The sequence below is a fragment of the Nocardia sp. NPDC003183 genome (genome assembly GCF_053590715.1).
In genome coordinates, this window is record NZ_JBSFTG010000001.1 from 1,562,630 (window position 1) to 1,585,460 (window position 22,831).

The window sequence follows — 22,831 nt, forward strand, 5'->3', positions numbered from 1 at the left end:
CTGCTGCAGTATCATTCAGTCAGACTGAACGCTGGAGGATACGTGGAGCGACAGGAGTTGCTGGCGCTGCTGACCCTGGCCGAGGAACTACACTTCGGCCGGACCGCGGCCCGGTTGGGTATATCACCGAGCCGGGTCACCCAGATCATCCAGAAACTGGAACGCCGTGTCGGCGCAACGCTGGTCGAGCGGACCAGCCGCCGTGTGGTCTTGACCTTCATCGGCGAGCAACTGTGTGAAGACCTGCGGCAACCGCTCCAGATGATCGAGAACGCTGTCGCCCGAGCGGTTTCCGCCGGTCGCGGGATGACTGGCGAGCTCCGCGTCGGGTATTCCAACCCTCAGGCCGCCACCCTCTTGCTCGCCGCCGGCGAACGGTTTCGGGTCATGCATCCGGACTGCGAATTCAGGATTCAGGAGATCCAACTCTCCGACCCGTACAGCCCGCTGCGCAACCAGCAGGTGCATTTCCAGGTCACCGAGCTACCCGTGGACGAGCCCGATCTCACTGTGGGCCCGGAGCTTTTCTTCTCCAACCGAGCTCTGCTGGTACCGAGTGGCCATCCACTCGCCCGCCGCACCTCGGTGTCCCTGGAAGATCTCGCGGACACCACCTTGCTGACTATCGGCGGCGTGGCCCCACAACATTGGCTCGACTACCACTTTCCGCGCTTTACCCCGACCGGCCGTCGGATTCCCCACGGCCATGCCGCTATCTCATGGCAGGAGATACCCTTCCTCGTCGCCGCTGGCGCCGGTGTCTCCCTGGCCAGCGTCGGTGCGGCCACCCATGCCGGCAGCCCCGGTGTCACCTGGATCCCTGTCGAGGAGGAGCATCCGATCAGGTTCGCGGCTATCTGGCCGAAGGCGGGCACGAGCGCCCGGATGCGTGCATTCGTGGCCTTGTTGTACGAGACCGCGCAAACCGACGATGTGTGCACGCAACTCAACGGCCCGCAGGTTATCGACTGGTGACCGAAGACCTACCCTCAGAGCTCCCGCAGGATCAGGTACGTAGCGGCAAGTCCTGTTGTTGTGCAGGATGTTTCGTCGTGTGAGCTCCATGGAGCGACAATGACCGACTAGGGGCAGAACAGCAATGCCTGAACGCGACGTCGTGGTGAACTTCCTGCGTGGCTGTTACTGCCGCGCGCCCGAAGGGGCTCGATTGGTCGGCCAGACGTGTTTTGCCGTGACCGCCACCGGCGTGGATCAGTTTCACTGCCAAAATGGTCATGGGCATCAAGCCATCGGCGCCTTTCGCAGGTCGATCGCGGGCGCTGGTGCAGGGTTGTTCGTGTGGCTAAGCAAGCCCGAGTGCAGTCATATGCAGGCCGAGCACCGAGGCGCGGCGGGTCCGGTCGGGTTCAGCCCGACCCACCACCGCAGGTGCGTCAGCGCGGCACGGGCCAATGGCGCGAACGACCGGTCTGTGGTAGCCACTCCTGGCCTCGTGATCGAGCGCAAATCGGCAGATGCGAACGTTCGTGACCACACGCCCAGCGGCAGAAGAGTGCGTACAACTTGTGGGGCTGTTCCCGGACGGCAGCGTCAAACCTCAGGATCGTGGAAGGGCACCGAATCAGTTTGGGAAAGATGCGCCATCATCATGGGATAGCGCACAAGTCGCGAGCTGGTGAAGGTGATGTCACGAACGTGGCGGAAGTCCGACCACAGCAGCCGACCACCCTTGAGGAATCGCATCGGACGTACCCGCCGCCGTACTTGTGCGAGTTCCGAGTCTGTTGCCGGACGGAGAGTTCCTGCTGTTCCGTAGAGCCGCACGCCGGGGGCCACAGCGAATCGGCCGACCAGCAAAGATCGGAACCAGAACAACGTGCCACGATCGACTGCCATCAGGCAGACGCGGGGGTTCGTATCGAGATTGCGCGCAAGCGCAGATGTGTACTGGTCGAAGTAGAACGCGGTACGATCTTCGCGGAAGAAGACCGTGCCGACCGGCGTGATGTTCGGAACGCCATCGCTGTCTACCGACGCGATCGCGAAATGCCCAGTAGCTCTGCGTCCCCGGTCCAAGATCTCACGGACCTCGCGCCACTGCTCGTAGAGATCAGTCACAGTACAGCCACCCCGGAACTGATCTCACACTCGGCACGACGACAGACTTTCCCCCACCGCATCATGCTTTGGACGCTAACAGCCCCGATCTACTGCTGCCACAGAACCGCTGTTGGCAGATCCCGAGAACGGGCTGCCGCGCGATCGGTTCCCTCCGCCCGGCCACGCAAGCAACCAGGTCGCATCCCGGAAGGCCAGCGGACTGCGGGTCACTGACAACTATCGGATCAAGCGGCGTGCTCAATGACCTCCAACACGACTAATACCGCAGTCGGCCTGACGACCCCTGTGTCATCAGCCCGCTCGCGACGGTGCAGCCGCGAGCGGGTGGCATGCCGGGGCCGACTGTGGAAACCCGTTGCCATCTGTGGGGCGCCCCTCCGAGTGCCCGACTTACGCTGGCTAGGTGGGGGAACGTGGAGCGAGACCGCTGGCCTCGCTGCTGGCGGTGCGGTGCCCGGTCTCTGCCGTCAGTTCTGGTGCCCGGGGAGATAGCGGTAAGCGGAGATAGCGATGGACACAAACCCGACAGCTGTTATGGCGATGCCGATCCGTGCGCCGAGTATTGGGTCTGTTTGGACCAGGCACAGTCCCAAGACGGCGATTCCGACCGCCATGCCGATCTGGCGGGCAGTGTTCAACACCCCGGAGGCGAGCCCCGCGTAGTCGGGGTCTGCCGAGGAAATTGCCGCTCCATTGCAGCTCGGTCCGAAGAGCCCGCATCCGAATCCTGCGACAGCGGTTCCGAGCAGCAGGACCGGCCAACTACTTCGATCAGTCACGCCCAGGCAGATCAGTGAACCCAGCGCTGCGACGACAGCGCCTGCGATCAGCAGCCAGCGTGCTCCTTTGTGGGACCATCGCCTGTTCAGGACGAGGGTTGCAAATGTCCACAGCGTGGCGAAGGGAACGAAGAACAGGCCGGCGCCGAGGGCGTCGTATCCCCATCGGCTCTGCAGGAAGATCGCGATCATGAACTGCAGTCCGTAGGCCCCGAACTGGAAGGCGAATCCGTTGGCGATGGATGCGGAGAAGGCCGAGTTCCCGAACATGCCCAGTGGAAGGACGGGGGCACGGACGTGCAATTCCGTAGCGATGAACGCGATCAACAGCGCGGGGCCCGCCACCAGTGCAACGATTGTCAGTGGGTCGGTCCAGCCCCGCTCCCCGCCCTCGATCAGGGCAGCAACGAGGAACCCGAGTCCGAGAATCGCAAAAATCTGCCCGAGCCAGTCGAAGGATTCGCCGTCCCGCCGCGCCGTTTCACCGATGTGACGCCATGCCAGCCACAGGGCTAGGACTCCGATCGGGACATTGATGAAGAAGATCGACCGCCAGCCCAGTGTCTCGGTCAGTACTCCGCCACCGATCGGGCCAGCAATCAGCGCTATCCCACCAGTGGCCCCCCATACGGTAATCGCCTTGGCCCGTTGCGCAGGATCTGGATAGGTGCGCGCGATGATCGCCAACGTGGTCGGCAGCACACCCGCGGCGAAGAACCCCTGAAGGCAACGCGAGGTCATCAGCGCCACAAGCCCAGGACTGACCGCACAGGCCAGCGATGCCGCGGTGAAGCCGCCGAGTGCGCACAGAAACAGCCGCCGGGCACCGATGCGGTCGGCGAGCAGGCCGGCGCTGAGAAGCAGTGCGGCCAGCGGGATCGTGTAGATGTTGATCAGCCACTGCAATGCGGCCATGGTCCCGCCGGTATCGAGCTGAATCGACGGGAGCGCGATATTGAGCGCGCTGCCATCGAGCAAGATCATGAAAAAGCCCAGGCAGATCGCCGCCAGTGCGGCTCGTGGACTAGAACCCTCCGATGTCGTATTCCCCTGTGAGCGGGCCACTGTGGCCTTCCCGTGCCCCGAGGATGTCAACGCCTCCATTGTCGCCCCTTTCGACAGAAAGCTGTACCTACGAGTACAGCGCTGTCGACTGTACATACTGATAGGTACAATGGCTAGATGAGCACCGCCGACCGCCTCGTGGCGAGCATGCAGACACTGTTGTGGGAGAACGGTTTCACCGGGACCAGCCCGCGGGCGGTCCAGGAGCTCGCCGGTGCAGGCCAAGGCAGCATGTACCACCATTTCCGCGGCAAGACAGATCTAGCCATCGCCGCGGAACACCGGATGGCGGACGAGCTCAAGGCCCAGATCCAGCAGCGCCTGCAGAGTGGTTCGACGGTACGGGCCCGGATCGCCGCGTTCCTGACCGTCGACGAGAACGTTCTGCGAGGTTGCCGCCTCGGGCGTCTGGTTCAAGATTCAGCAGTCGTCGCAGATCCCGCACTACTGGAGCCGATCTCGACCATGTTCACCTGGATTCAGGGCCAGATCCGAGAGGTTCTGGCCGACGGTAAAGCGCAGGGTGAACTCGCGGCCGACTTGGACATCGATGCTCTGGCCACAACTATTTTGGCGCTCAGGCAAGGCGCCTACGTCCTGGCGCGTGGCGCTCAGTCCGAGGAGCCCTTCCGCCGGGCTGCGGCCGGGATCTTGCAGTTAATTCCCGGCCGATGATGTCTGCTCGTCGCCTCGCAGCGAAGCGTTCGACTCAGACGACCCTGTCCGTGCCATGATGCCGTGTAGCAGAATTTGCAGTACATCTCGCAGGTCTCGGCCGAGATCTCCGGGTTGTGTCGCCTGTCCGGACCATCGGTACAGTGCCCCGAGATAGGCATCACGCAACACATTTCCTATCCGATCCGCGTCGACATGCCGGTCGAACTCGTTGTCTCGCTGCCCCGCGCGGACCAGATCGGCGAACACGGTCGCCGTGTGCGGCGCCTCGGTCAACGGCTTGCCCGCCTTGACCCATGCCGTCAGCATGGTTTCCGACAGGGCGCGCTCTTCCTCGTTGACCTGGGCGAGGATTCCGATACACAAGTACAGCAAGGACGGGGCATCGACCGTCGCCAGACTCAGCGGAACCTTCAACCGCTCGACCAGCTTCTGACGCCGCCTTTCGGACCACTCGGTGATGAGGTCATCTTTGCGCTGATAGTGGTTGAAGAATGTCCCGCGGGCCACCCCAGCACGTTCGGTGATGTCGTCCACGGTGGCCCCGTCGTAGCCCTTCTCACTGAACAACGCGATCCCCGCGGCATAGATCCGCTCCCGCAGCTCCTGCTTGTTGCGTTCGCGACGCCCCGACAGCGGGGGTCGTACTGCGTCGATGGCCAACAAAGCTCCTAACGTCGGGTCAGTGGGATGGTCAACGCAATCAGCAGACTGCAGTACATGAAACTTGCACCGCCAGTCCGCACCAGAACCGAGAAATGGCATTTTACCAGCCCGCACAATCTGAACACCATTGTTCGTCGCAGGTATATTTAGACTTGAGTACAGTGTTTTCGGGAGGGCTCGCAGCATGCGCGTGCCGCCCGCACGGGTTCGGGAGGGGTACAGGCCATGGACAGTGACCTGAAGGGATTGTCAGCAGCGCACTTGGCAGTCATTGGCTTGAGCTGCAGGTTTCCGGGAGCCGACAGTATCGAGGAGTTCTGGCAGCTGCTGTGTTCGGGCAGTGACGCGGTGGGCGAGGTACCGACCACTCGATTCGATGTCGAGTCCGTCTACGATCCCAGGCCCACCGTTCCAGGAAGGACAGTGTCGCGATCCGGTGGCTTCATCACCGATCCGTTCGGTTTCGACGCGGCCTTCTTCGGCGTGGCGCCAATCGAGGCCCAGGCCATGGACCCCCAGCAGCGGCTGCTACTGCAGGTGGCCTGGGAAGCCTTCGAGAATGCCGGGATCCGGCCTTCTACTCTGGCGGGATCCCGGTGCGGCGTGTTCGTCGGACAGGCCACCGCCGACTACAGCGAACAACACAGCGGCCCAATGGATGTGCGCCAGTCGGCAGGTAGCCGTTTACGTGCAGTCACCGCTGGACGTCTGTCGTTCGCGTTGGATCTGCGCGGACCGAGCTTGACGATCGACACGGCGTGTTCTTCCTCGCTGGCCGCGGTGCATCTGGCCCGCCAGAGTCTGGTGTCGGGCGAAATCGACCTGGCCGTCGTCGCTGGCGTGAACCTCATCTTGAGCCCCGTCGATTCCATCACGTACTCGCAAGGAAACATGTTGTCCCCCCGGGGACGCTGCAGGTTCGCCGACCAAGACGCCGATGGGTTCGTACGCAGCGAGGGAGTCGGGGTGGTGATCCTCAAACGGCTTCCCGAAGCCACCCACGATCACAACCCCATCAAAGCCGTATTCCTGGGCAGCGCACTCAACAACGACGGGCAAGGCAGCGGTCTACTTCTGCAGCCCGCAGTCAGCGGGCAGGAAGCGATGCTGCGCCAAGCATGTGAGTCCGCAGGCGTAGCGCCCGCCGACATCGACTACGTGGAAGCCCATGGCACCGGGACCACGGTCGGCGACAGCGTCGAACTCGGCGCACTGATCGAAACCATGACAGCGCAGCGTCCCGACGACAGCCCCCTCCTGATCGGCTCGGTGAAATCGAACATCGGCCATGCCGAGGCGGCCGCCGGCATCGCGGGCTTCATCAAGGGAATCCTGATCGCCGAACACGGCCAAATCCCACCGTCCTTGCACGTGCGGACGCCACATCCCCTCCTCGACACCGCTCCGATCGAGGTCGTGCGCCAGATGAGGCCTCTCACCAGCACGAAAGATCGTGGACTCGTCGGTATCAGTTCGTTCGGTATCTCCGGGACGAATGTGCACACAGTGATAACCCAACCGCCCATCCCCTCCCCCACCGAATCAACTGCGCGCACACAAGATCCCGTGCTGCTCGTGCTGTCGGCACGCTCACCACGATCGCTGCGCCAGCTGGCCGAGCGGATGGCCGACTTCCTGCTCGGCGTGGGAGCTGACACCGCCCTGCATGACATCTGTGCAGCCGCAGCGCTGCACCGCGACCACCATCGTTTCCGGTACTGGGCCACCGGATCAACCCACCAGGACATGGCCGACACCCTCCGATCCCTGGCCCGCGGAACCTTCACACAGGCGGGGGGAACAGGTGAAGCCGCCCGCAGACGACGCCGCCTGACGTTCGTGTTCCCCGGGCAGGGAGCGCAGTGGGCAGGCATGGCCCGAGACCTACTGCACTCGGCGCCCTCGTTCGCCGCATCCATGCGCGAGTGCGACCACGCTGTTCGTGAGGAGCTCGGATGGTCGGTGCTGCGCCCCCTCGAGACCGGGGAACTGCCCGGCGATGTTGCCTCGATCCAACCGATCATCTGGTCTGTGCAGGTTGCGCTGGTCGCCTACTGGAAATCACTGGGCATCGAAGCCGAACTATGCATCGGACACAGCATGGGCGAGGCCGCCGCCGCGTTCGCCAGTGGTGCGCTGACCCTGCGAGAATCCGCGACCGTCATCTGCCGACGAAGCAAAGCACTGAGTCGGCTGACCGGTACCGGCGGCATGCTCGTCGTCGGACTCGGGCTCGCTGACGCCGAGAGACTTGTCGCAGAGCACGGCGCAGACGTATGCGTAGCCGCGGAAAACTCACCATCGGTCAGCGTTCTCTCCGGCGACAAGGCCACGCTTGGCACCATTGCCGACCGCCTCGATGGCGCCGGCATCCTCGCCCGCGCCGTCGCTTCGGACGTCGCATCACATACTCCTGGCACAGAAGTACTTCGCGATGAGCTGACCCAGGCATTGACCGAGCTCCGGCCCCAGGCTCCACGTGTACCGATGGTCTCATCAGTCACAGCGCGAAGAATCGTCGCAGGCGAGCTCGACGCCGAATACTGGATGTCCAATGTCCGCAATACAGTCCGGTTCACATCGGCGGTCCGGTCCGTCCTCCACGAGGGTGAGAACGACGTCTTCCTCGAGATCAGCCCGCACCCGCTGTTGCTGGCCTCAGCGACCGAACTGCAAATCGAAGCCGGCGTCGAACCCGCTGCCGTAGCAACACTGCACCGTCACGCCGGTGCAGTGACCAGCACGCTGGCCACACTCGGAACCCTCTACAGCTGCGGCATCGAGGTCGACTGGAGCATGTGCTACCCACGGCAGCTCTCGATCATCCGACTTCCCACCTACTGCTGGGACCTCGAGCAATTCCGCGACCGCTGGTACACGCCCACGCCTGCCGACCACCGACATGTCATCGAAGCACGACTCGATCGCCGGGCAGCCGGGATTCGAGTAGGCCGATACCGGCCCGTCCCTCCCGTCACATTCCTGCAGGCCATCATCGATGCGATGCAAGCAGTGGATCCCACAGACGACGTCGTTCTCGAAAATGTCGCATTGCACCGCACCATCGACGCCGAAGACGGTTCGCTGTCCCATGTCCAGGTAACGCTCGAACCGTCACGGTATGAAACGTGGACAGCGGCTGTCCACGTTTCCACTTCCGACCTCGGCGCCACACAGCCCTGTGTGACGGCAACCGTGCGTATCGGCCGACACGTGCCCACCGTGGCAGTGTCGCTCGATGAGGCGTTGTCGAACTGTGCCTTCTTCGTCCCAGGCGATGACTTCCGCGCCGTACCGGCACAACACGGGTTCGATATCGACCCCTCCTTCCCTGTCCCTCAGCGGGTCTGGCTCGGAACCAACGAGGTCGTCACACAGATCCACGTCGGACACGCACCTACGGCGGTTGCCCTGGAAGCGTGCCTATTGCCGCTGCTGGCACTGCTTCCACCAGGAGTCCATTTCCAACCGTCGGGATTCGGGCTAGTCACCGTCGACCAGCAGTCGCCTTTTCCTGCCGAACTCTGGAGCCATGTTCGCGCACAACATATCTCGCAGCACGAGGTCATCGTCGATGTCGACATCTTCGGACCCGACTCCCGGGCCGTGGCCACGTTCAGTCGCTTGGTGTGTGTGAACACCGACCAAGGACATGATCTGGTTGCCCCCCACCGCGAGATACCTGCGCAGGCCGACTTGGCCGAGCAATTCCTGCGGTATGCGGCACAGGTGTTGGGTACCTCCCCCGAGCGTATCGATACACAACGATCGCTTCGTGATCACGGGCTTGACTCCCTGATGGCCGTCGATCTGTGCAGGCGTATGCGTGCCATCGACGCCCGATCGGACTTGACGCCGTCGGTTCTGCTCGCTCAGACAGACATCGCCGAGATCGCTGAGAGTCTGAGTAGGATCAGCGGCCTGTGCGACTCGTCATCGAGGAGATAGCCTCGGTGTCGGTGTTACAACAGCAATCCCACCACCCCGATCCCGCGAGAGACACACGGGGCCATCGCGGACCGCCGCTCTGTGTCGGACAAGCATTCGTCACGGTGGTCCACCACGCCGTCCACCACCTCGACGACACATGTACCGCAGACGCCACCTTCACATTGGTAGTCGACGTCGACACCCGATCGGAGAAGTGCTTGCAACGCCGACTCGTCTTCTCCGACCCGGACGCATCCGCCGGTTTTGGCCAATTGGAGCTCGAATCCCGCGGCTTCGCGCACATCGAGACGGTCAGATCTTGATCCGAAGAGCTCGTGATAGGCGCGACCCTGCCATTGAGGCAGAACCGGTTCGATATCGCGAAGCATCCTAGGGGGTCCGCAGAAGTAGAGGTGCTCGCCGGGATCCGGTTGCGCGACAACCTCTCGTGCTGTCGGGCGATCTGGCCGGTCTCCGGCATGAATCCTCACCTTGACTCCCAAGTCGGCAAGTTCGTCGAGAAAGACCGCCTTGTCGTGCGAGGTCACGAAGTAGTGCAGGACAACTCGGCCAGCTGTCGCGGTAGCGTGTAGTTCGTAGAGCATCGACACAATCGGCGTGATCCCGATACCGCCGGCCACGAACCGGAATTTCTCCGCGCTCGGATCGAGGTAGAAGGCCTCCTGCGGGTAGGACAGAAACAATTGGTCGCCGACCTGTGTCTCGTGTGCCAGCCGCTCCGACACCGAACCCTTGACACAGTTGGACCGCACAGCAATTCGCCATGTCTGCTGAGACGGCGCCCCGCACAGACTGTAGGAGCGCACGGAGCCGTCGTCCAACCGCACCAGTGTGTGCGCCCCAGCACGGTACTCTGGATAGTCCGCACGGTGCACCGGGCGAAACGTCAACACTGTGTGTTCATCGGTGAGCCGACAGACATCGACGACCGTCGATTTGATCAGCAATCGCTTATTTTTCTGCACCGACGGTATCTCCCACATAGGCGACTCCACCTGTCAGTATTCGGCAGTTGATACCTGATCGCCCCATCAGGGCCGGCATCACGGGTAGTCCGATGAGCTGTTCCAGGTACGCGCACGGCGTATTCTCTCGGCCCGCGAACAACAGGCAGTTACCCAGCCAGAACTCGGTGCCGAGCAGTTGGTTCAGCCTTACTCCCGCGGTGACGACATTGCGCCGAGACTCCTCAGGCAACAACCTGATCCCGGTTTCGATCTCGATGGCGTCGAGCACCTCTTGTTCGATGATGGTGACCTGACGATCTGGATGTGGGCGGTGAGAGTAGTGACCACGGCCGGTGGCGTAGCGGTCACCATCGATGCCGCGGTCTGGCACCAGAAGCGCGGATTCGTGGGAAATCATCTCTGCACCAGCAATTTCGGCGGTGTAGATGCCCTTGACGATGCCGATCACTAGGGCGTCCCGCCGATCCCGGTATCGCTGTCCAGGCGGGTGATGAAGTAGTTGATGTCGGCTTCGAGTGCGGCGAAGAGCCCCGTCGTCCTGTCGCGACCATTGTGAAAGTCGTCGACCAGGCTACGGTTTCGGTGCCGGGAATGCGCAGATAGATTCAACCCGCCGGCGTCGAAGTATCGGATGGCTCCGGTCGGGTCGCGGCGGGGGATGACTGCTGATCGAGCGTATCGGCTGGCGCTGAACGGGATGTCGAGCGTGCCTCCGGCGAAGGCCTCCACCACCGCGCTGGAGAGGTCACCGGCGTCCAGCACCGATTCCAATAGCTCCCCGACCTCGGTGAGAATCCACTCGAGCTCGCGATCGCAGCAGTCGGTGTCATAGGTGACAAAACTGAACAGAGGCGAGGCCGCCAATCGTGCAAGCCGGATCCCTGCTGCATTCGCATCCGTGTCCGGTATGCCGACTGCTTCCTGATAGGTCTTGGTGATGAGTTTCGTCGCACCGCCGAGCCGCGCCACGAGCGCACCGTAAAGAATCAGGGACTCCGCCCCTGCACGGCTCCGCGGAAACGCGCCCATGAACTCGTGCAGCACGGTGAAGACTGAGACATCCGCGGGTAGGTAGCGCTCTGCCAGCAGAGGAATCGCTTTCAGCGCCGCGACATCCTGTTCCAGATTGCCTCCTTGCGGATAGGCCACCGAGATGCACTTCACCCCTTCTGCCGCCGCCAGGATTGCTTCGATCATGCTGATCGCCAGGCTGATCGATGGTGGCACAAGAACAGCGGTGAGAGTCCCGAACAGTTCACGGTCGACAATGATTCCACGTTCGGCCAGGCGTCCGCACCCGCGATCGACCTCTCGCCATGCCTGAAGGGACGACGGTAGCGGGACTGCTTTGGAATACGGCAAATTGTAGGAAATTCCCCCGCCCTCGAAAGACGTGATCCCGCTGGCAACAGCCACATCGAACAGAATCCGGGCATCTGGAGACCCATGCCGCACCTCGAGAGGCACCGACACCGACTCGTTCAACTCACGACCACGGCGCCAGCCGTGCGTGACCAGCGGGTAGCCGTTCAGTGTCTCGGGATGAGTGTTCAGACACCGCAGCGCACTGTCGAAGCGTTGGAGTCTTGTGTGGGAATCGATCGTCAGTGACAGAACATCCGGGCCTGCCTGTTGCGCCAGATCGTGAAGCAAGGCACGCATCTGATCGTGGTCACCCACACCGCATCGCGGCTGGAGAGCGAACCGTCCGTCTCGCCGTGCGGCGGTGAGGGTGTCGTAGGCCGACGGTTTCGATAGCTCCCGGATGTAGGTTGCCGTGTCGTCAAGAGAGGGCAGGTCCGCGACGACCGAGGCTGTCATGACGCACTGCGGCGTTGTGCGCCAGCGGATTCGGCCAGCTGAGTCAAGAGCGGCGGGAGCTCGGTGGCATCGCCCAGCACGAAGTCGACCCCGAGTCCGAACAGTTTGTCGTGGGACTCCGCGGACTTGTCGCTGCCGACGGAGAGGTTGCCTCCGACGACAACCGGGCAGCCGATTGCACCGCTCAGCTTGGCCTTACCCAGATCCCGCAGATCCTCATGAATGTGCCCATTCAGACTTCCTATGAGTATCGCAAGAGCATCGGGATGCTCTTGCGCTGCGGCGGCGAACTCGGAAACGGGAGTGCAGGTTCCGAGATTGACTACGAAGTAACCTCGCTCGCGCAGATCATGAGCGATCAATTGATTAGCGACGGCATGGGCATCGCTCGCCGCGACCCCCAAGATGACGGTTCCGCGATGGGCCTGAGCCACTCTGATGTCCAACTCGGTTTCCCTAACGTGAAAGAAGGTGCGGCACGGACTGCCGGATTTAGTCGTCGAACGCGGCAAAGATGGCGCGCGAACTGACACTGCCGATCTTGGCGCGATCGTAGAACTCTGGATTCGCTCGACCGAGTGTGTCGAAGACGTGACCGATGGCCTGCGTCAGACCCCAGACTTCGCTGTATGGAGGCCAGTCCGGTCGGGCAGCCTCGTGATCTGTCTGGCGTTCACTGATGAAGTCGAACCACAGCTTGTGGCGAGGATAGCGATGGTGAAAATCGTGACACACGGTGTCGCCGGTCAACACCAGATAGCGAGCCGGCGCGTGCACAAATCCCATCCGAAACATCCACCGCAGCCAGGCAACGATTCTGTGGCCAACTGCTAACCCGCGGTCGGGAACAGCCTCGCCGATGAAGATGGCGTTCGTCAGCGACGCCATCCGGGCCTTCCCGGTGACATTCTCCTGGCCGGGCTCAGGAAAAGTGTGTTTCACACACAGGCGCAGAGTGTTCGAGATCTGAAACAACGGAAACAGCGGGACTGCCCAACCCACCAGCAGCACCAGCCAAGTTCCCGTGGCTGAAGCCACAGCAGCAGCACCCACGTAGAAACCGATGGCGATCGATTTCTCAGCTCGCGTTGACCCGGCCCAGAACGACCGGATCCGGCCGATCGCGAAGGAAAGATGGAACGCCGGTGAAATGAGTTTGGCCAGTACCTTCCGCCACATGACCGCGCGGCTCATCCCGGGACCGAGTCCCAGGCCGATCAGGAAGGCCTGGACGGTGGGATCGCGAAGGGTCATGTGGTGGCGGGAGTGGTGCTCGCCGGTGTGCTCCTTGCTGTACTGAGAGAAGTTCTGTACCAGCAGGATCGCCGAACATACTTGCCCGATCGTTTTGTCCAGGCGCTCACGGCGGTACAGGTTCTTATGAGCGGCTTGGTGAAACACCATCATGCGTGCGTTACGCATCCCATGCAGTGTCATGGCCACACCGACAACACCGAGCAGTGTCCAGAATCCTGCGAGCGAGAGCGCAGCCGCCGTCACCGCAACGCCGAACAACATGCTGAGGCACGATCCGACTGTATGAAAGCTGGCACCTAGACGAATATCCGGTTGACCAGCATAGGGCTTTCCGGTGAACAGCGTCAGCGGCAGCTGCGCGAAGCTAGGAAGCCGCAGCATGGAATCGCGCGGATTGTCCGACATCACGACACTGCGACCGAGTACCGCTTTGGGCTCGTCAATTGTCAACGCTTCCCCTCCTTCCGAGAACACCGTCGACATCTCGTTCGCGCAGAGGCTGGAGTCGGCTCTCGCAGGTATACAACAATGCCGAACTGCCCGCGCCTGCCCGCGGCGAATGTCAACGGAAAGGTCGAGAATGAGAAATACACAAGCGGTCAACCAGCGGCTCGGACGAGCTCATACCGGGACTCTCCATCCACAGGATGGGCAAGGTCAATCTACCTCAACGACGTACAGCGTTGTCAACTAGGTTCTGCAGCTGGACATTACGTGCGGTGAATGACCACCAGGGCAGGAGTTACCGCCGCCGGCTCATCAAGGATCTGCGCCCGCATCTGCGCTCGAACCAGCTGACCGTCCCGGGTTTTGAGCCGCACGGGCAGACTCTGAGCTTGAGTCGGTGGCAACGCCGCTATCCGGTCAGCATCGAGGGCATCGACATCGGAAGAGGAAATCATCACAGCTTTGGTGAGCTCACCGCTGGTCGGCCAGTCGACTTCGGGCAGTCCTTGACCGATCCACCGCAGCAACCTCAAGTTCGGCAACTCCACCAGGGCCGACTGCGTGCCTGTCGCCTGACCGTGCAGCATTCCCAGGATCGATCGATTGGAAGAACCAGCACCGTCGAAGCCGGTCACGTCGATGCTCGTGCCCCGCCAAAGCCGACCGTGCTCAGCCGACTCGACGATCCGCCCGAACGAATGAAACCGCCGTAGCAGCTGGTTTGCCGAGGGCACCCAAAACGTCTCACCGACCAGCTGATCAGGTTCGGCCTCATCCACTTCGGCCAGCACACGAGCGACATTGATGGCATCTTCTGGCCCCAGCATCTGAAGAAACTCGTGGATCGAGCGGTTGCGGGGAGAGGCAGACTCGAGCCCATACAGGCTGCACAGCTCATCGGACCAATAGGTGATCCGCCGATCCGGCACCCAAGTCCACGCTCCGGCCTGCGGCACCTCGGGCAGGTTGAGTTCTGCCGAGCCGACCCACACGGCAACAGAGTGCACCGCGCCATCGATGCCCCGCACGCCCCGACCTACATGGCGCTCGGCGATACCGCGGCGAACGACTCGTATGTCGACGTCAAGCCCTGTTTCGGTGACTCGCCTCGCTACACCAACCGCTGCCTCGGCGAAGCGGGACGGCCGCAATCGGCTGGCAGAACGGCCGTTCACGATCGACTGTTTGTGGACCAACACCAACTCGTTGCCTGTCACCTGCCCGTCGATGAAGGTCCACCCGTTCGTCGCGAGACCATCCGAACCAGACGCATTGCCACTAGACATGAAGCCCCCCTGTCGAGCACAGTTGACGCCGAAATCTGCGCCAACCGAACGGTAACATTCCGGCCGTCATGGCATCGACGAAGATCGTTGCGAGACATTCGCTAGTACCGCGTTCCGTGTTGCGCAGTTGACAGGCAACGAAACCTCGAGGCAACCTTCAGTCGGCGCTTCGGCGCCTCCGCGTCCTGCGGGCTGACCACGATCGCCCCAGTCGACCCTTCTCCATATCCATCAACTGTGCTGCGCAATTCTGTGCAGCAGCGTGCTCTTGGGGGTCGAATGCCGAAAACCGATCTAGTCATCGTCGGCGCGGGACCGCGCGGGGTGATCACAGTAGACCGACTGTGTGCCAATGTGATCGACCTCGATATCACCGATCCGGTGACGGTTCATCTGGTAGATCCGTACCCAGCTGGCGGTGGGCGAATTTGGAACACCGATCAGCCACGATCACTGCTGATGAACACGGTCGCCTCCGACATAACCGTGTTCACCGACTCCACGGTGCAATGTGATGGGCCGATCGTTCCAGGGCCCAGCCACTACGAGTGGGCAATGGCCGTGGCACGCGGCGAGGAAACTGCGACCGGGCCGACCATCGCCGAGGCCGCGCAGATGGTGCCGTGGTCCTATCCGTCCCGTCCGATGCAAGGCGAATACCTCCGCTCGGCTCTTCGCCAGATCATCGACCGCGCACCGGACAATGTCCAGATCGTCGAGCACACAACGACAGCAACTTCTTTCGAAGAGCACGATGGCCGCTACCTCGTGGGGCTGCTCGATCAATCAGTGCTGACCGCCGATGCAGTGGTGCTTGCTGTCGGCCATTTCGAGACAGCCCTGTCGCCGCGGGCCACCGCGCTCCTCGATACGGCTCGCCGCCTCGGACTCGTGTATGTGCCACCTGGCAACGCAGGTGAAGTCGACCTGAACCAGGTTCCCGATCACAACCCCGTGATCCTGAACGGACTGGGGCTGAATTTCTTCGACTATGTGACACTGCTGACCACCGGCAGAGGTGGCCGATTCGTCCAAAACCACAGCGGAGGGCTCCGCTATCACCCCTCCGGTCGAGAACCGGTCATCCTGGCAGCTTCTCGCCGAGGTGTGCCCTACCTCGCCAGAGCAGAGCACCAAACTGCCAACGTCGCTCGCTATCAGCCCCGCTACCTCACCACCGAGGTCGTTCAGTCCTTCCGGCGACGAGCACAGAGCAGCGCGATCGACTTTCGCACGGAGGTGTGGCCGCTGGTGGAGAAGGAGACCGCCTGGGTCTACTACAAAACACTGCTCGCCGAAAACCCAACCGCAGTCTCGCAGCTGACATCATGTCTTGATCAATTCCATTGGGGCACAGCGGGAATCAGCGACACACTCGACCGACTAGTTCCCTCGCTCCACGACCGACTCGATTGGCGCACGATCGACCGGCCGACCGACAACCTTCACTTTCGCACCCGGGCGACCTACACACAGTGGGTCGAGGCGAAACTCGACGCCGACTACCGCGCCTCGGAGCAAGGACCGATCACGCACGCACTCAAAGCTGTCGGCGCCATCATGCGTGACCTACGCGACGAGGTCCGGCAGATAATCTCCCATCAGGGCATCAGCGGCGAGTCCTACCGCGACCACATCGACAACTGGTTCAGCGGCCTGAACAACCTGATCGCCTCCGGTCCTCCCCGATCCCGCATCGCAGAACTGTCCGCGCTCTCGCGCGCAGGGATCGTCAGCTTCGCCGGACCCAACCCAACGATTTCTGTCGACGAATCCGCACGACACTTCGCAATCGGCTCGCCAGCGGTCGCCGAAACCAGTGCAACCGCACACGTACTCATTGATGCGTTCTTGCCCAAGAACGACATTCGCTCGACAACAGATTCGCTACTCGACTCGATGGTCAAGTCGGGGAACTGCCGACCCCACATCATCCCCACCGCTGCACGAGAACCCTATGAGACCGGCGGAATCGACGTCGATGACCAGAGGTTCAGAGTGATACGAGCAGATGGGACTCCGCACCTGGCGGTGCATTCCTACGGTCCGCCGATCGAGTCGGTGCAGTGGGTCACGGCGATCGGTGCACGGCCCGGCGTGAATTCCCGCACGCTGCTTCAAGCCGACTCGATCGCACGCTCAATCCTGGAGCACGTCGCCAGTCTATCGACGCACACCCGTTTCGCCGTCGACACGATCTCGGTCGCCTCCTAGCCGCACCCATCCACCGGAAGGTCGAAGCACATGGCAATCTATGCCGTCACCTACAACTACGATCCCGAACTGGCTGACGCCAGAGCCGCCGTCAGAGCAGAACACAACGAATGGCTCGCGACCCTTGTCGACGAAGGCCAGGCGATGTGTACCGGACCGTTCAGCGATGGAGGCGGCGGACTGCTCATTTTCGAGGCCGACTCGGAGCCGCTACTAGTGGCACTGCTCGGCGCGGACCCCTTCGCTCGGGAAAGCCTGATCGAGTCGACTCAGATCAAAGAGTGGCGGCCGATTCACGGCCACGTGGGCAATTAGCCCCTGGGACTGCTGCACGATCAGGTGACAGCGGTTAAGCAGCTCGAAGAGCTGGTGTGGTCATGATGGCTTCGTATTCGACCGGGGTCAATCTGCCGAGCCTGGCCTGACGCCGACGCCGGTGATAGGTCCGCTCGATCCAGGTCACTATCGCGATCCGCAACTCGTCGCGGGTCGCCCAAGACTGCCGGTCAAGGACGTTCTTCTGTAGCAACGCGAAAAACGATTCCATCGCCGCATTGTCACCGCAGGCGCCGACTCGTCCCATGGATCCGACCAACGCATGTAAACCCAAGGAGCGAACAAACTTTCGAGATCGAAACTGCGACCCTCGGTCGCTGTGAACTACGCAGCCGGCGACCTGATCACCGACCGCGGTTCGCCTGGCCGCGGCGGAAGCGAGGGCATCGACAGCGAGGCGGGCCTTCATCCGCGAGTCGATCGAATAGCCCACGATCCGGTTCGAGAACACGTCCTTGACCGCGCAAAGATATAGCTTGCCTTCACCGGTGTGGTGTTCGGTGATATCGGTGAGCCACACCATATTTCGTGCATCAGCAGCGAATCTCCGCTCGACGAGATCGTCATGAACCGGTGGGCCCGATCGACTGTTCTTGGTGCCGCGTTTCTTGCCGAAACTGCTCCACCATCTGTTGGTCGAGCAGATCCTCCACGCGGTCCGCGCCGCCATCAGCTGGCCCGCGTCGGCGGCCTCGTCGGCGAGGAATCGGTACCCGAATTCGGGGTCGTCGCGGTGCGCATCGAACAAGGCGTTGGCCCGATACGCCTGCTTGAGATCGGCAGCGGTGACCGGATCAGCGAGCCACCGGTAGTACGGTTGGCGCGCGATATCGAGGACCCGGCACGTCACCGCGACAGGAATCCCGTCGGCGGCCAGCTCACGAACGAGCGGGTAGATCATTTTCCCGGCAGGTTCGCCTGCGACAAATAGGCTGCGGCCCTGCGCAACACTTCGTTCTCCTGCTCGAGTAACCGGATGCGTTTGCGCAGTTCAGCGTTGTCGGCGGACTGCTCGCTCGTGGTTCCGGTTTTTATGCCGTCTTCGACGTCGGCCTGCTTGAGCCAACCAGCCAGGCACGACTCGCTGATCCCGAAATCGGCGGCGATCTGCTTGAGCTTTTGACCTGGTTCTCGGTTACGAGCTACGCGGACGACGTCGTCGCGGAACTCTTTGGGGTAGGGCTTGGGCACGGCATACATCCTTCCAGCAGTGCCTGTCGGCACCACAGATCAGATGTCACCGATCTGTGCAGCAGTCCCCCTCAACGTAGGGGAGGGAACTCCACCGCACGCGTATGTCGACAGTTGACATGGACACCTGAATATCACTGCAGATCAACGCAATACACGACTACTTGGAGTGACCGTGGTACAGCAAGACACGTTTGATGGCTCGACACTGTTCGCTCGCGGCGTCACGATGCGCCGAGCAGTACTGGGTGACAGCTACGTCGACTCAGCCCTCACGCGAACCGAGAACACTGAGTCTGCAAGCGTTCAACAATTCGTCACCGAACACGTCTGGGCGGCGATCTGGACAAGGCCACAGCTGGACCTCCGCAGCCGCAGCCTTCTCACTCTAGGGATCCTTACCGCGCTACGCGCGCACGATGAAATAGCCGCTCACGTACGCGGTGCTCTCACCAACGGGTTGACCCGAGAGGAAATCACAGAAGCGATTGTGCATGCGGGTGGCTATTGCGGTGCTCCCGCAGCTCTTGCCGCGATGCGCGTAGTTCAGAAGTCCTTCGACGCCGAACCTCTCCAGAGTTGATACCGAACGCCACGGCCGCCGAGGGCTCATCCCGCTAGGCGGCCAGGATGCACCCAAGTTCCGGATTACCGACTATTCATGGCCGGGCGCCACTGCACGCCGGGGCGAGCTCGCGTTCGTCGGCTGGTGCCACGGCCATCTGGATCGCGCGGGCGCGGCAGTTCAGGATGTTCAGCGGGGGCTAACCCAGTAGCCTAATCGCCGAGGCGGTGACCAGCGCCTTCCTCACCGAAGGAACTATCCAGGGTCGTTCAACCGATCGTCTGCCTACTACCAGGCCTGGACCCAGAACTCGCACGACGGCATCCACGATCGCCGGGCATGGGTAGCGGCCGCCACCGAGCTTGTTACCGACCGACACAACGGCCTGTACCGGGTGCACAGGCCTGACGTTCCTCTGGATGCGCCGACCGTGCGGCTAAATGGTCAATCGTCCCGAACACTGTCGGTGAAGCAGGAGTATTTGGACCTCGCACTATTTGCCGCCTTCAGGATTTTCAGAATCGCCATGGACCTCCTCACGCCCGGCGAAGAAGCGCTTGTGCCGCGCGAAGTTCGGGAATACCGATGACACGGGCGGCGAGCACAAACACCAGCAGGGCTGCGGTGCGAGCGCGGACCTCGATCGGAGACATCAACAGCGGCGCTCGCAGTACGATCGGAGCGCGTGCGTCCCTTGCCTGCTCTCATCGGTGGATACCCGGCTCAGGACCGGGCGTCGAACGTCAACACCTTGTTCCTCGCTGAACCTGCGCACGACGTTGCGTGTCCGGGTGCAGGCGTCCTTGTATTCCTGCTGATCGCAGAAGAACTGACAGAGCCATTTTCTCACCTGAGATCGACTGCTGTGCAGCAGAATCAGGGACATTTCCCGAGATCAAGCGATGTCGTCTTCGTCAGCTTGAAGGTCAGCAGTATATTTCGGGCATCGAACCAAATGAGCTCCTTCGCGCACGCCTCTACCTTGGCCTGCATTACATTCTCGAGCCCCGTCGCCTTGCTTGTCATCGACAGCACCTCTCCAGAGGAACCAGACTGCGTCGAACCACCTCTGTAGCTCCCGGGGGCGTAATCCCAAGTCGGACAGCATGGCCGAACCACTGCGCGTACTCAACCCGCAAAAAATGACACCGACCAGCCTGTTTGCTAGACAGACCGAAGAATCCGGCGACGCCGAAACCCTGGCCCGAACGCCTACGAAACGGGCTGCAGCGCGAAGGTTTTCGCGCTAAGTTCTTTGCGCACCGATCTGGTAGCCGTTGCTTCGAGCGGAAGGTTCGACAGGTGGATCCGACGATTGTGGCTTCCGCGGTAGCGGCGGGAGCGACCGCCCTATCCACTGGAGTAGTGGCAGGACTGAGCGACGGCGCCAAGCTAGCGGTCACCGACGCCTACCACGGCCTCAAAGCGGTGATCGCCCGCAAGTACTCGACCGTCGACATCGACGTCGTCGAAGCACGCCCTCAGGTTCCAGCACGACAGAATGTGTTGGCCGCCGAACTCTCCGAGGCCGGCGCAGCCAGCGACGAGGAACTCGACGCTGCGGCGCAACGACTCTGGCTAGCGATCCACCAGCACGTGCCCCAAGTCGCCGACGTCGTCGGAGTGAAGCTGACACGCGTGAAGGCCGGAGAGCTGGAAATCGGCAAGATCACCGCCACGGGCGCCAGTGGAGTGATCGCCGAGGAGGTTGTCGTCGACGGCGCATTCAGGATCGGTGACGTCACCGCCACCCAGGCGCCGCCCCACCCTCCACAAGCGCGGCCCTGACCGAGGGACCAACCGCGCCAGCCATTGCCGCTCCCTCCACCTACCGGCACGTCTCGGTCGAACGAGACTTGACCCACGTCACCGTCATCGGCGGCCAGTACTACCACGGCGCACCGACCGCTCCCTTACCCGCGGAATCACCGAACACACCCACAGCCTCCCCCAGCTTCACCGGTCGGGGGCGTTCACGCTGGATCCTGGCCGCACTGGCCGCCAGTGCCGTACTCGCCGTTGCCGTCACTGTCATAGCGTGGCCTGAAGCGGAGAGCTCGGCAGAGATGCTGAACGTCGAGGCGGTCACCGCGGTCAACGGCTGGTGCGGCACCTACATCTTCGACAAACCTGTCACCGAGCTCGGGCAGCCACCCAGACCGCAAACCGACTACGCGCGCTGGATACGCGAACACGGTGGCGTCGAATCGATCCCCATGGGTGGAGACAACAGATCAGGTCGCGTTCAGCTCAGCCTGCAGGGAACCGGACCGACGCCAGTAACCATCACCAGCCTCGACACCGAAGTCGTGAACCGCACACCAGGACCGGTGAAGGGGACCCTCGTCAGCGGTCAATGCGGCTCGTCCACTGTCGGACGACTCGCCGAGATCGACGTGGACACCGATCCCCCGAAGATCGTGCGTTCCAATCGCGACCCCGACCAGACCTGGGGATCCGAAACCAACACCACACCCCTGCAGTTCCCATACCGAGTCAGTTCCACCGACCCAGAACTCCTGCTGATCATCGTCAACAAACGCAGCACCGACACTATCTCCTACCGGCTCCACATCGGTTGGACCGACGGTACCCACTCCGGCACGAAAGTCATCGACGACCACGGAACCCCTTTCCGCATCGGCACACCGGATCCGGTGGCCACTCCGCATCTCCCGAGCCAACTCAAGTAGCCAAGGGCCAACCCCGGCCTCGACCGTCGAACAACGGATGGATTGCACAGCGTCACGGCGACCGCGGCCAGCCGCGGCGCCGGATCGTCGGGCACGATGAGCAAGGACGGACCACCGCAGCGACGAACAGCAACAGCGTCGCCCGCCGACAAACGCACCGCAGTGATGCGCTCATGTTCCGCACCATCACCATCGGGACGTGCGTCCGCGCTCACAACTGGGTCGATCGTGCGGGGTGCAGAGTAGCGTAGTTCACTACTCTAGCGAGCCTACCGCCGCCGATGAAGACTGCTTTTCACACTGCACTCGCAGTGTGGAATTCACACAGAAACATGCGTCAGCGATGCCGGGTCATCACGTCCGGAGTACATCCGCATACTCAGGTTCTTGGGGACGGATGCGCACTGTTACTTTGCCGAGCAAATCGCGTCATGGGCATGTCAGGTGAGTTCCATGACCCAAGGAGATAAGTGATGGCTTCCTGCGAAACAACCCATTGGACACTCGATTGCGGCGAGGGGCACGGCTGCTACCTCTCCGAGTACAGCGACACCGGCGAGTTAGCTGGATGGGGGTGCAACAGTGAACCCGTGAAAGGACGACCCCGCCGCAAAGCCGACGAGCCTTCGTTTGTGGACGGAGCACGTGAGATCGAATTCTGCTGCAACAACATCACCCGGGCCGCGCTCGCGGAGGCCCTGGATGATCTGTTCGAGGCCGAGATCATTGTGCCCAAGGGCAGCCACAGAGAGCTCATCAACCAATGCACGACGGCCACGATCGGCCAGATCATCCGCGAGGTCGGTCTCTCGGTACGTGAATGAAATACCGATGC

General features: G+C 62.2%; 19 protein-coding genes. 9 read left to right on the forward strand and 10 right to left on the reverse strand.

Annotation, left to right across the window (positions count from 1 at the left end):
- The first annotated feature begins 42 nt into the window (after window positions 1–42).
- Entirely contained in the window at window positions 43–975 is a 933-nt protein-coding gene (locus tag ACWDXS_RS07180) for a LysR family transcriptional regulator (protein ID WP_449963041.1), read from the forward strand.
- Window positions 976–1,551: 576 nt separating this feature from the next.
- Here ACWDXS_RS07180 and ACWDXS_RS07185 read toward each other — a convergent pair.
- Both ACWDXS_RS07185 and ACWDXS_RS07190 read right to left on the reverse strand, forming a co-directional pair.
- Window positions 1,552–2,079: a pyridoxamine 5'-phosphate oxidase family protein gene (locus ACWDXS_RS07185; RefSeq protein WP_449963044.1), complete on the reverse strand. Its 528-nt coding sequence runs from the start codon at window positions 2,077–2,079 to the stop codon at window positions 1,552–1,554.
- Window positions 2,080–2,549: 470 nt separating this feature from the next.
- Window positions 2,550–4,022 (reverse strand): MFS transporter, encoded by a 1,473-nt coding sequence (locus ACWDXS_RS07190; RefSeq protein ID WP_449963047.1) that lies wholly within the window; start codon window positions 4,020–4,022, stop codon window positions 2,550–2,552.
- 21 nt (window positions 4,023–4,043) lie between these two features.
- Between ACWDXS_RS07190 and ACWDXS_RS07195 the strand changes: the two genes are divergently transcribed.
- The gene (locus ACWDXS_RS07195; RefSeq protein WP_449963050.1) at window positions 4,044–4,601 is read left to right on the forward strand and encodes a TetR/AcrR family transcriptional regulator; all 558 of its coding nucleotides are present in this window, start codon (window positions 4,044–4,046) and stop codon (window positions 4,599–4,601) included.
- Here ACWDXS_RS07195 and ACWDXS_RS07200 read toward each other — a convergent pair.
- Complete coding sequence (locus tag ACWDXS_RS07200; RefSeq protein ID WP_449963053.1) at window positions 4,584–5,366, reverse strand: TetR/AcrR family transcriptional regulator; 783 nt, start codon at window positions 5,364–5,366, stop codon at window positions 4,584–4,586. The two genes, ACWDXS_RS07195 and ACWDXS_RS07200, sit on opposite strands and share 18 nt — an antisense overlap.
- 126 nt (window positions 5,367–5,492) lie before the next feature.
- On the opposite strand from ACWDXS_RS07200, the gene ACWDXS_RS07205 reads away from it, so the two are divergent.
- Window positions 5,493–9,215, forward strand: coding sequence for a type I polyketide synthase (locus tag ACWDXS_RS07205; RefSeq protein WP_449963056.1), 3,723 nt, complete (start codon window positions 5,493–5,495; stop codon window positions 9,213–9,215).
- Window positions 9,216–9,229: 14 nt separating this feature from the next.
- On the opposite strand, the gene ACWDXS_RS07210 is transcribed toward ACWDXS_RS07205, so the two are convergent.
- From ACWDXS_RS07210 to ACWDXS_RS07235, 6 genes are all read right to left on the reverse strand, one after another.
- Entirely contained in the window at window positions 9,230–9,970 is a 741-nt protein-coding gene (locus ACWDXS_RS07210) for a flavin reductase family protein (protein ID WP_449963059.1), read from the reverse strand.
- Between the two features lie 199 nt (window positions 9,971–10,169).
- Window positions 10,170–10,634 (reverse strand): MOSC domain-containing protein, encoded by a 465-nt coding sequence (locus ACWDXS_RS07215; protein WP_449963062.1) that lies wholly within the window; start codon window positions 10,632–10,634, stop codon window positions 10,170–10,172.
- Window positions 10,634–12,007: a hypothetical protein gene (locus tag ACWDXS_RS07220; protein ID WP_449963065.1), complete on the reverse strand. Its 1,374-nt coding sequence runs from the start codon at window positions 12,005–12,007 to the stop codon at window positions 10,634–10,636. The genes ACWDXS_RS07215 and ACWDXS_RS07220 overlap by 1 nt, the downstream gene beginning before the upstream one ends.
- On the reverse strand, window positions 12,004–12,453 hold the full coding sequence (locus tag ACWDXS_RS07225) for a cobalamin-dependent protein (RefSeq protein ID WP_449963068.1): 450 nt from the start codon (window positions 12,451–12,453) through the stop codon (window positions 12,004–12,006). The genes ACWDXS_RS07220 and ACWDXS_RS07225 overlap by 4 nt, the downstream gene beginning before the upstream one ends.
- Before the next feature lie 46 nt (window positions 12,454–12,499).
- Window positions 12,500–13,714, reverse strand: a complete 1,215-nt coding sequence (locus ACWDXS_RS07230) for a fatty acid desaturase (RefSeq protein WP_449963071.1) — start codon at window positions 13,712–13,714, stop codon at window positions 12,500–12,502.
- Window positions 13,715–13,974: 260 nt separating this feature from the next.
- The gene (locus ACWDXS_RS07235; protein ID WP_449963074.1) at window positions 13,975–14,997 is read right to left on the reverse strand and encodes a hypothetical protein; all 1,023 of its coding nucleotides are present in this window, start codon (window positions 14,995–14,997) and stop codon (window positions 13,975–13,977) included.
- A gap of 279 nt (window positions 14,998–15,276) precedes the next feature.
- Between ACWDXS_RS07235 and ACWDXS_RS07240 the strand changes: the two genes are divergently transcribed.
- The gene (locus ACWDXS_RS07240) at window positions 15,277–17,211 is read left to right on the forward strand and encodes an FAD/NAD(P)-binding protein (RefSeq protein WP_449963077.1); all 1,935 of its coding nucleotides are present in this window, start codon (window positions 15,277–15,279) and stop codon (window positions 17,209–17,211) included.
- A 30-nt stretch (window positions 17,212–17,241) separates the two neighbouring features.
- Window positions 17,242–17,526 (forward strand): YciI family protein, encoded by a 285-nt coding sequence (locus ACWDXS_RS07245; protein WP_449963080.1) that lies wholly within the window; start codon window positions 17,242–17,244, stop codon window positions 17,524–17,526.
- 34 nt (window positions 17,527–17,560) lie between these two features.
- Here ACWDXS_RS07245 and ACWDXS_RS07250 read toward each other — a convergent pair.
- Window positions 17,561–18,738, reverse strand: a protein-coding gene (locus ACWDXS_RS07250) for an IS3 family transposase (RefSeq protein ID WP_449961616.1) whose coding sequence is annotated in 2 segments (ribosomal slippage) — window positions 17,561–18,451 and window positions 18,454–18,738 — 1,176 coding nt in all. Because the reading frame shifts where the segments join, the coding sequence is not laid out codon by codon here.
- Between the two features lie 229 nt (window positions 18,739–18,967).
- Here ACWDXS_RS07250 and ACWDXS_RS07255 point away from each other — a divergent pair.
- From ACWDXS_RS07255 to ACWDXS_RS07270, 4 genes are all read left to right on the forward strand, one after another.
- Window positions 18,968–19,321: a carboxymuconolactone decarboxylase family protein gene (locus tag ACWDXS_RS07255; RefSeq protein ID WP_449963447.1), complete on the forward strand. Its 354-nt coding sequence runs from the start codon at window positions 18,968–18,970 to the stop codon at window positions 19,319–19,321.
- Between the two features lie 1,347 nt (window positions 19,322–20,668).
- Complete coding sequence (locus ACWDXS_RS07260; RefSeq protein WP_449963083.1) at window positions 20,669–21,091, forward strand: hypothetical protein; 423 nt, start codon at window positions 20,669–20,671, stop codon at window positions 21,089–21,091.
- A 68-nt stretch (window positions 21,092–21,159) separates the two neighbouring features.
- Window positions 21,160–21,996, forward strand: a complete 837-nt coding sequence (locus tag ACWDXS_RS07265) for a hypothetical protein (protein WP_449963086.1) — start codon at window positions 21,160–21,162, stop codon at window positions 21,994–21,996.
- A gap of 473 nt (window positions 21,997–22,469) precedes the next feature.
- Entirely contained in the window at window positions 22,470–22,820 is a 351-nt protein-coding gene (locus ACWDXS_RS07270; protein WP_449963089.1) for a hypothetical protein, read from the forward strand.
- Window positions 22,821–22,831: the final 11 nt, after the last annotated feature.

Excerpts from the sequence above, each read along its gene's own strand:
- ACWDXS_RS07235 (WP_449963074.1), bottom strand. The coding sequence starts at position 14,997 with ATGTCTAGTGGCAATGCGTCTGGTTCGGATGGTCTCGCGACGAACGGG.
- ACWDXS_RS07190 (WP_449963047.1), bottom strand. The coding sequence starts at position 4,022 with ATGTACAGTCGACAGCGCTGTACTCGTAGGTACAGCTTTCTGTCGAAA.
- ACWDXS_RS07195 (WP_449963050.1), top strand. The coding sequence starts at position 4,044 with ATGAGCACCGCCGACCGCCTCGTGGCGAGCATGCAGACACTGTTGTGG.
- ACWDXS_RS07255 (WP_449963447.1), top strand. The coding sequence starts at position 18,968 with ATGCGCCGAGCAGTACTGGGTGACAGCTACGTCGACTCAGCCCTCACG.
- ACWDXS_RS07205 (WP_449963056.1), top strand. The coding sequence starts at position 5,493 with ATGGACAGTGACCTGAAGGGATTGTCAGCAGCGCACTTGGCAGTCATT.
- ACWDXS_RS07220 (WP_449963065.1), bottom strand. The coding sequence starts at position 12,007 with ATGACAGCCTCGGTCGTCGCGGACCTGCCCTCTCTTGACGACACGGCA.
- ACWDXS_RS07240 (WP_449963077.1), top strand. The coding sequence starts at position 15,277 with ATGCCGAAAACCGATCTAGTCATCGTCGGCGCGGGACCGCGCGGGGTG.
- ACWDXS_RS07270 (WP_449963089.1), top strand. The coding sequence starts at position 22,470 with ATGGCTTCCTGCGAAACAACCCATTGGACACTCGATTGCGGCGAGGGG.
- ACWDXS_RS07200 (WP_449963053.1), bottom strand. The coding sequence starts at position 5,366 with ATGCCATTTCTCGGTTCTGGTGCGGACTGGCGGTGCAAGTTTCATGTA.
- ACWDXS_RS07245 (WP_449963080.1), top strand. The coding sequence starts at position 17,242 with ATGGCAATCTATGCCGTCACCTACAACTACGATCCCGAACTGGCTGAC.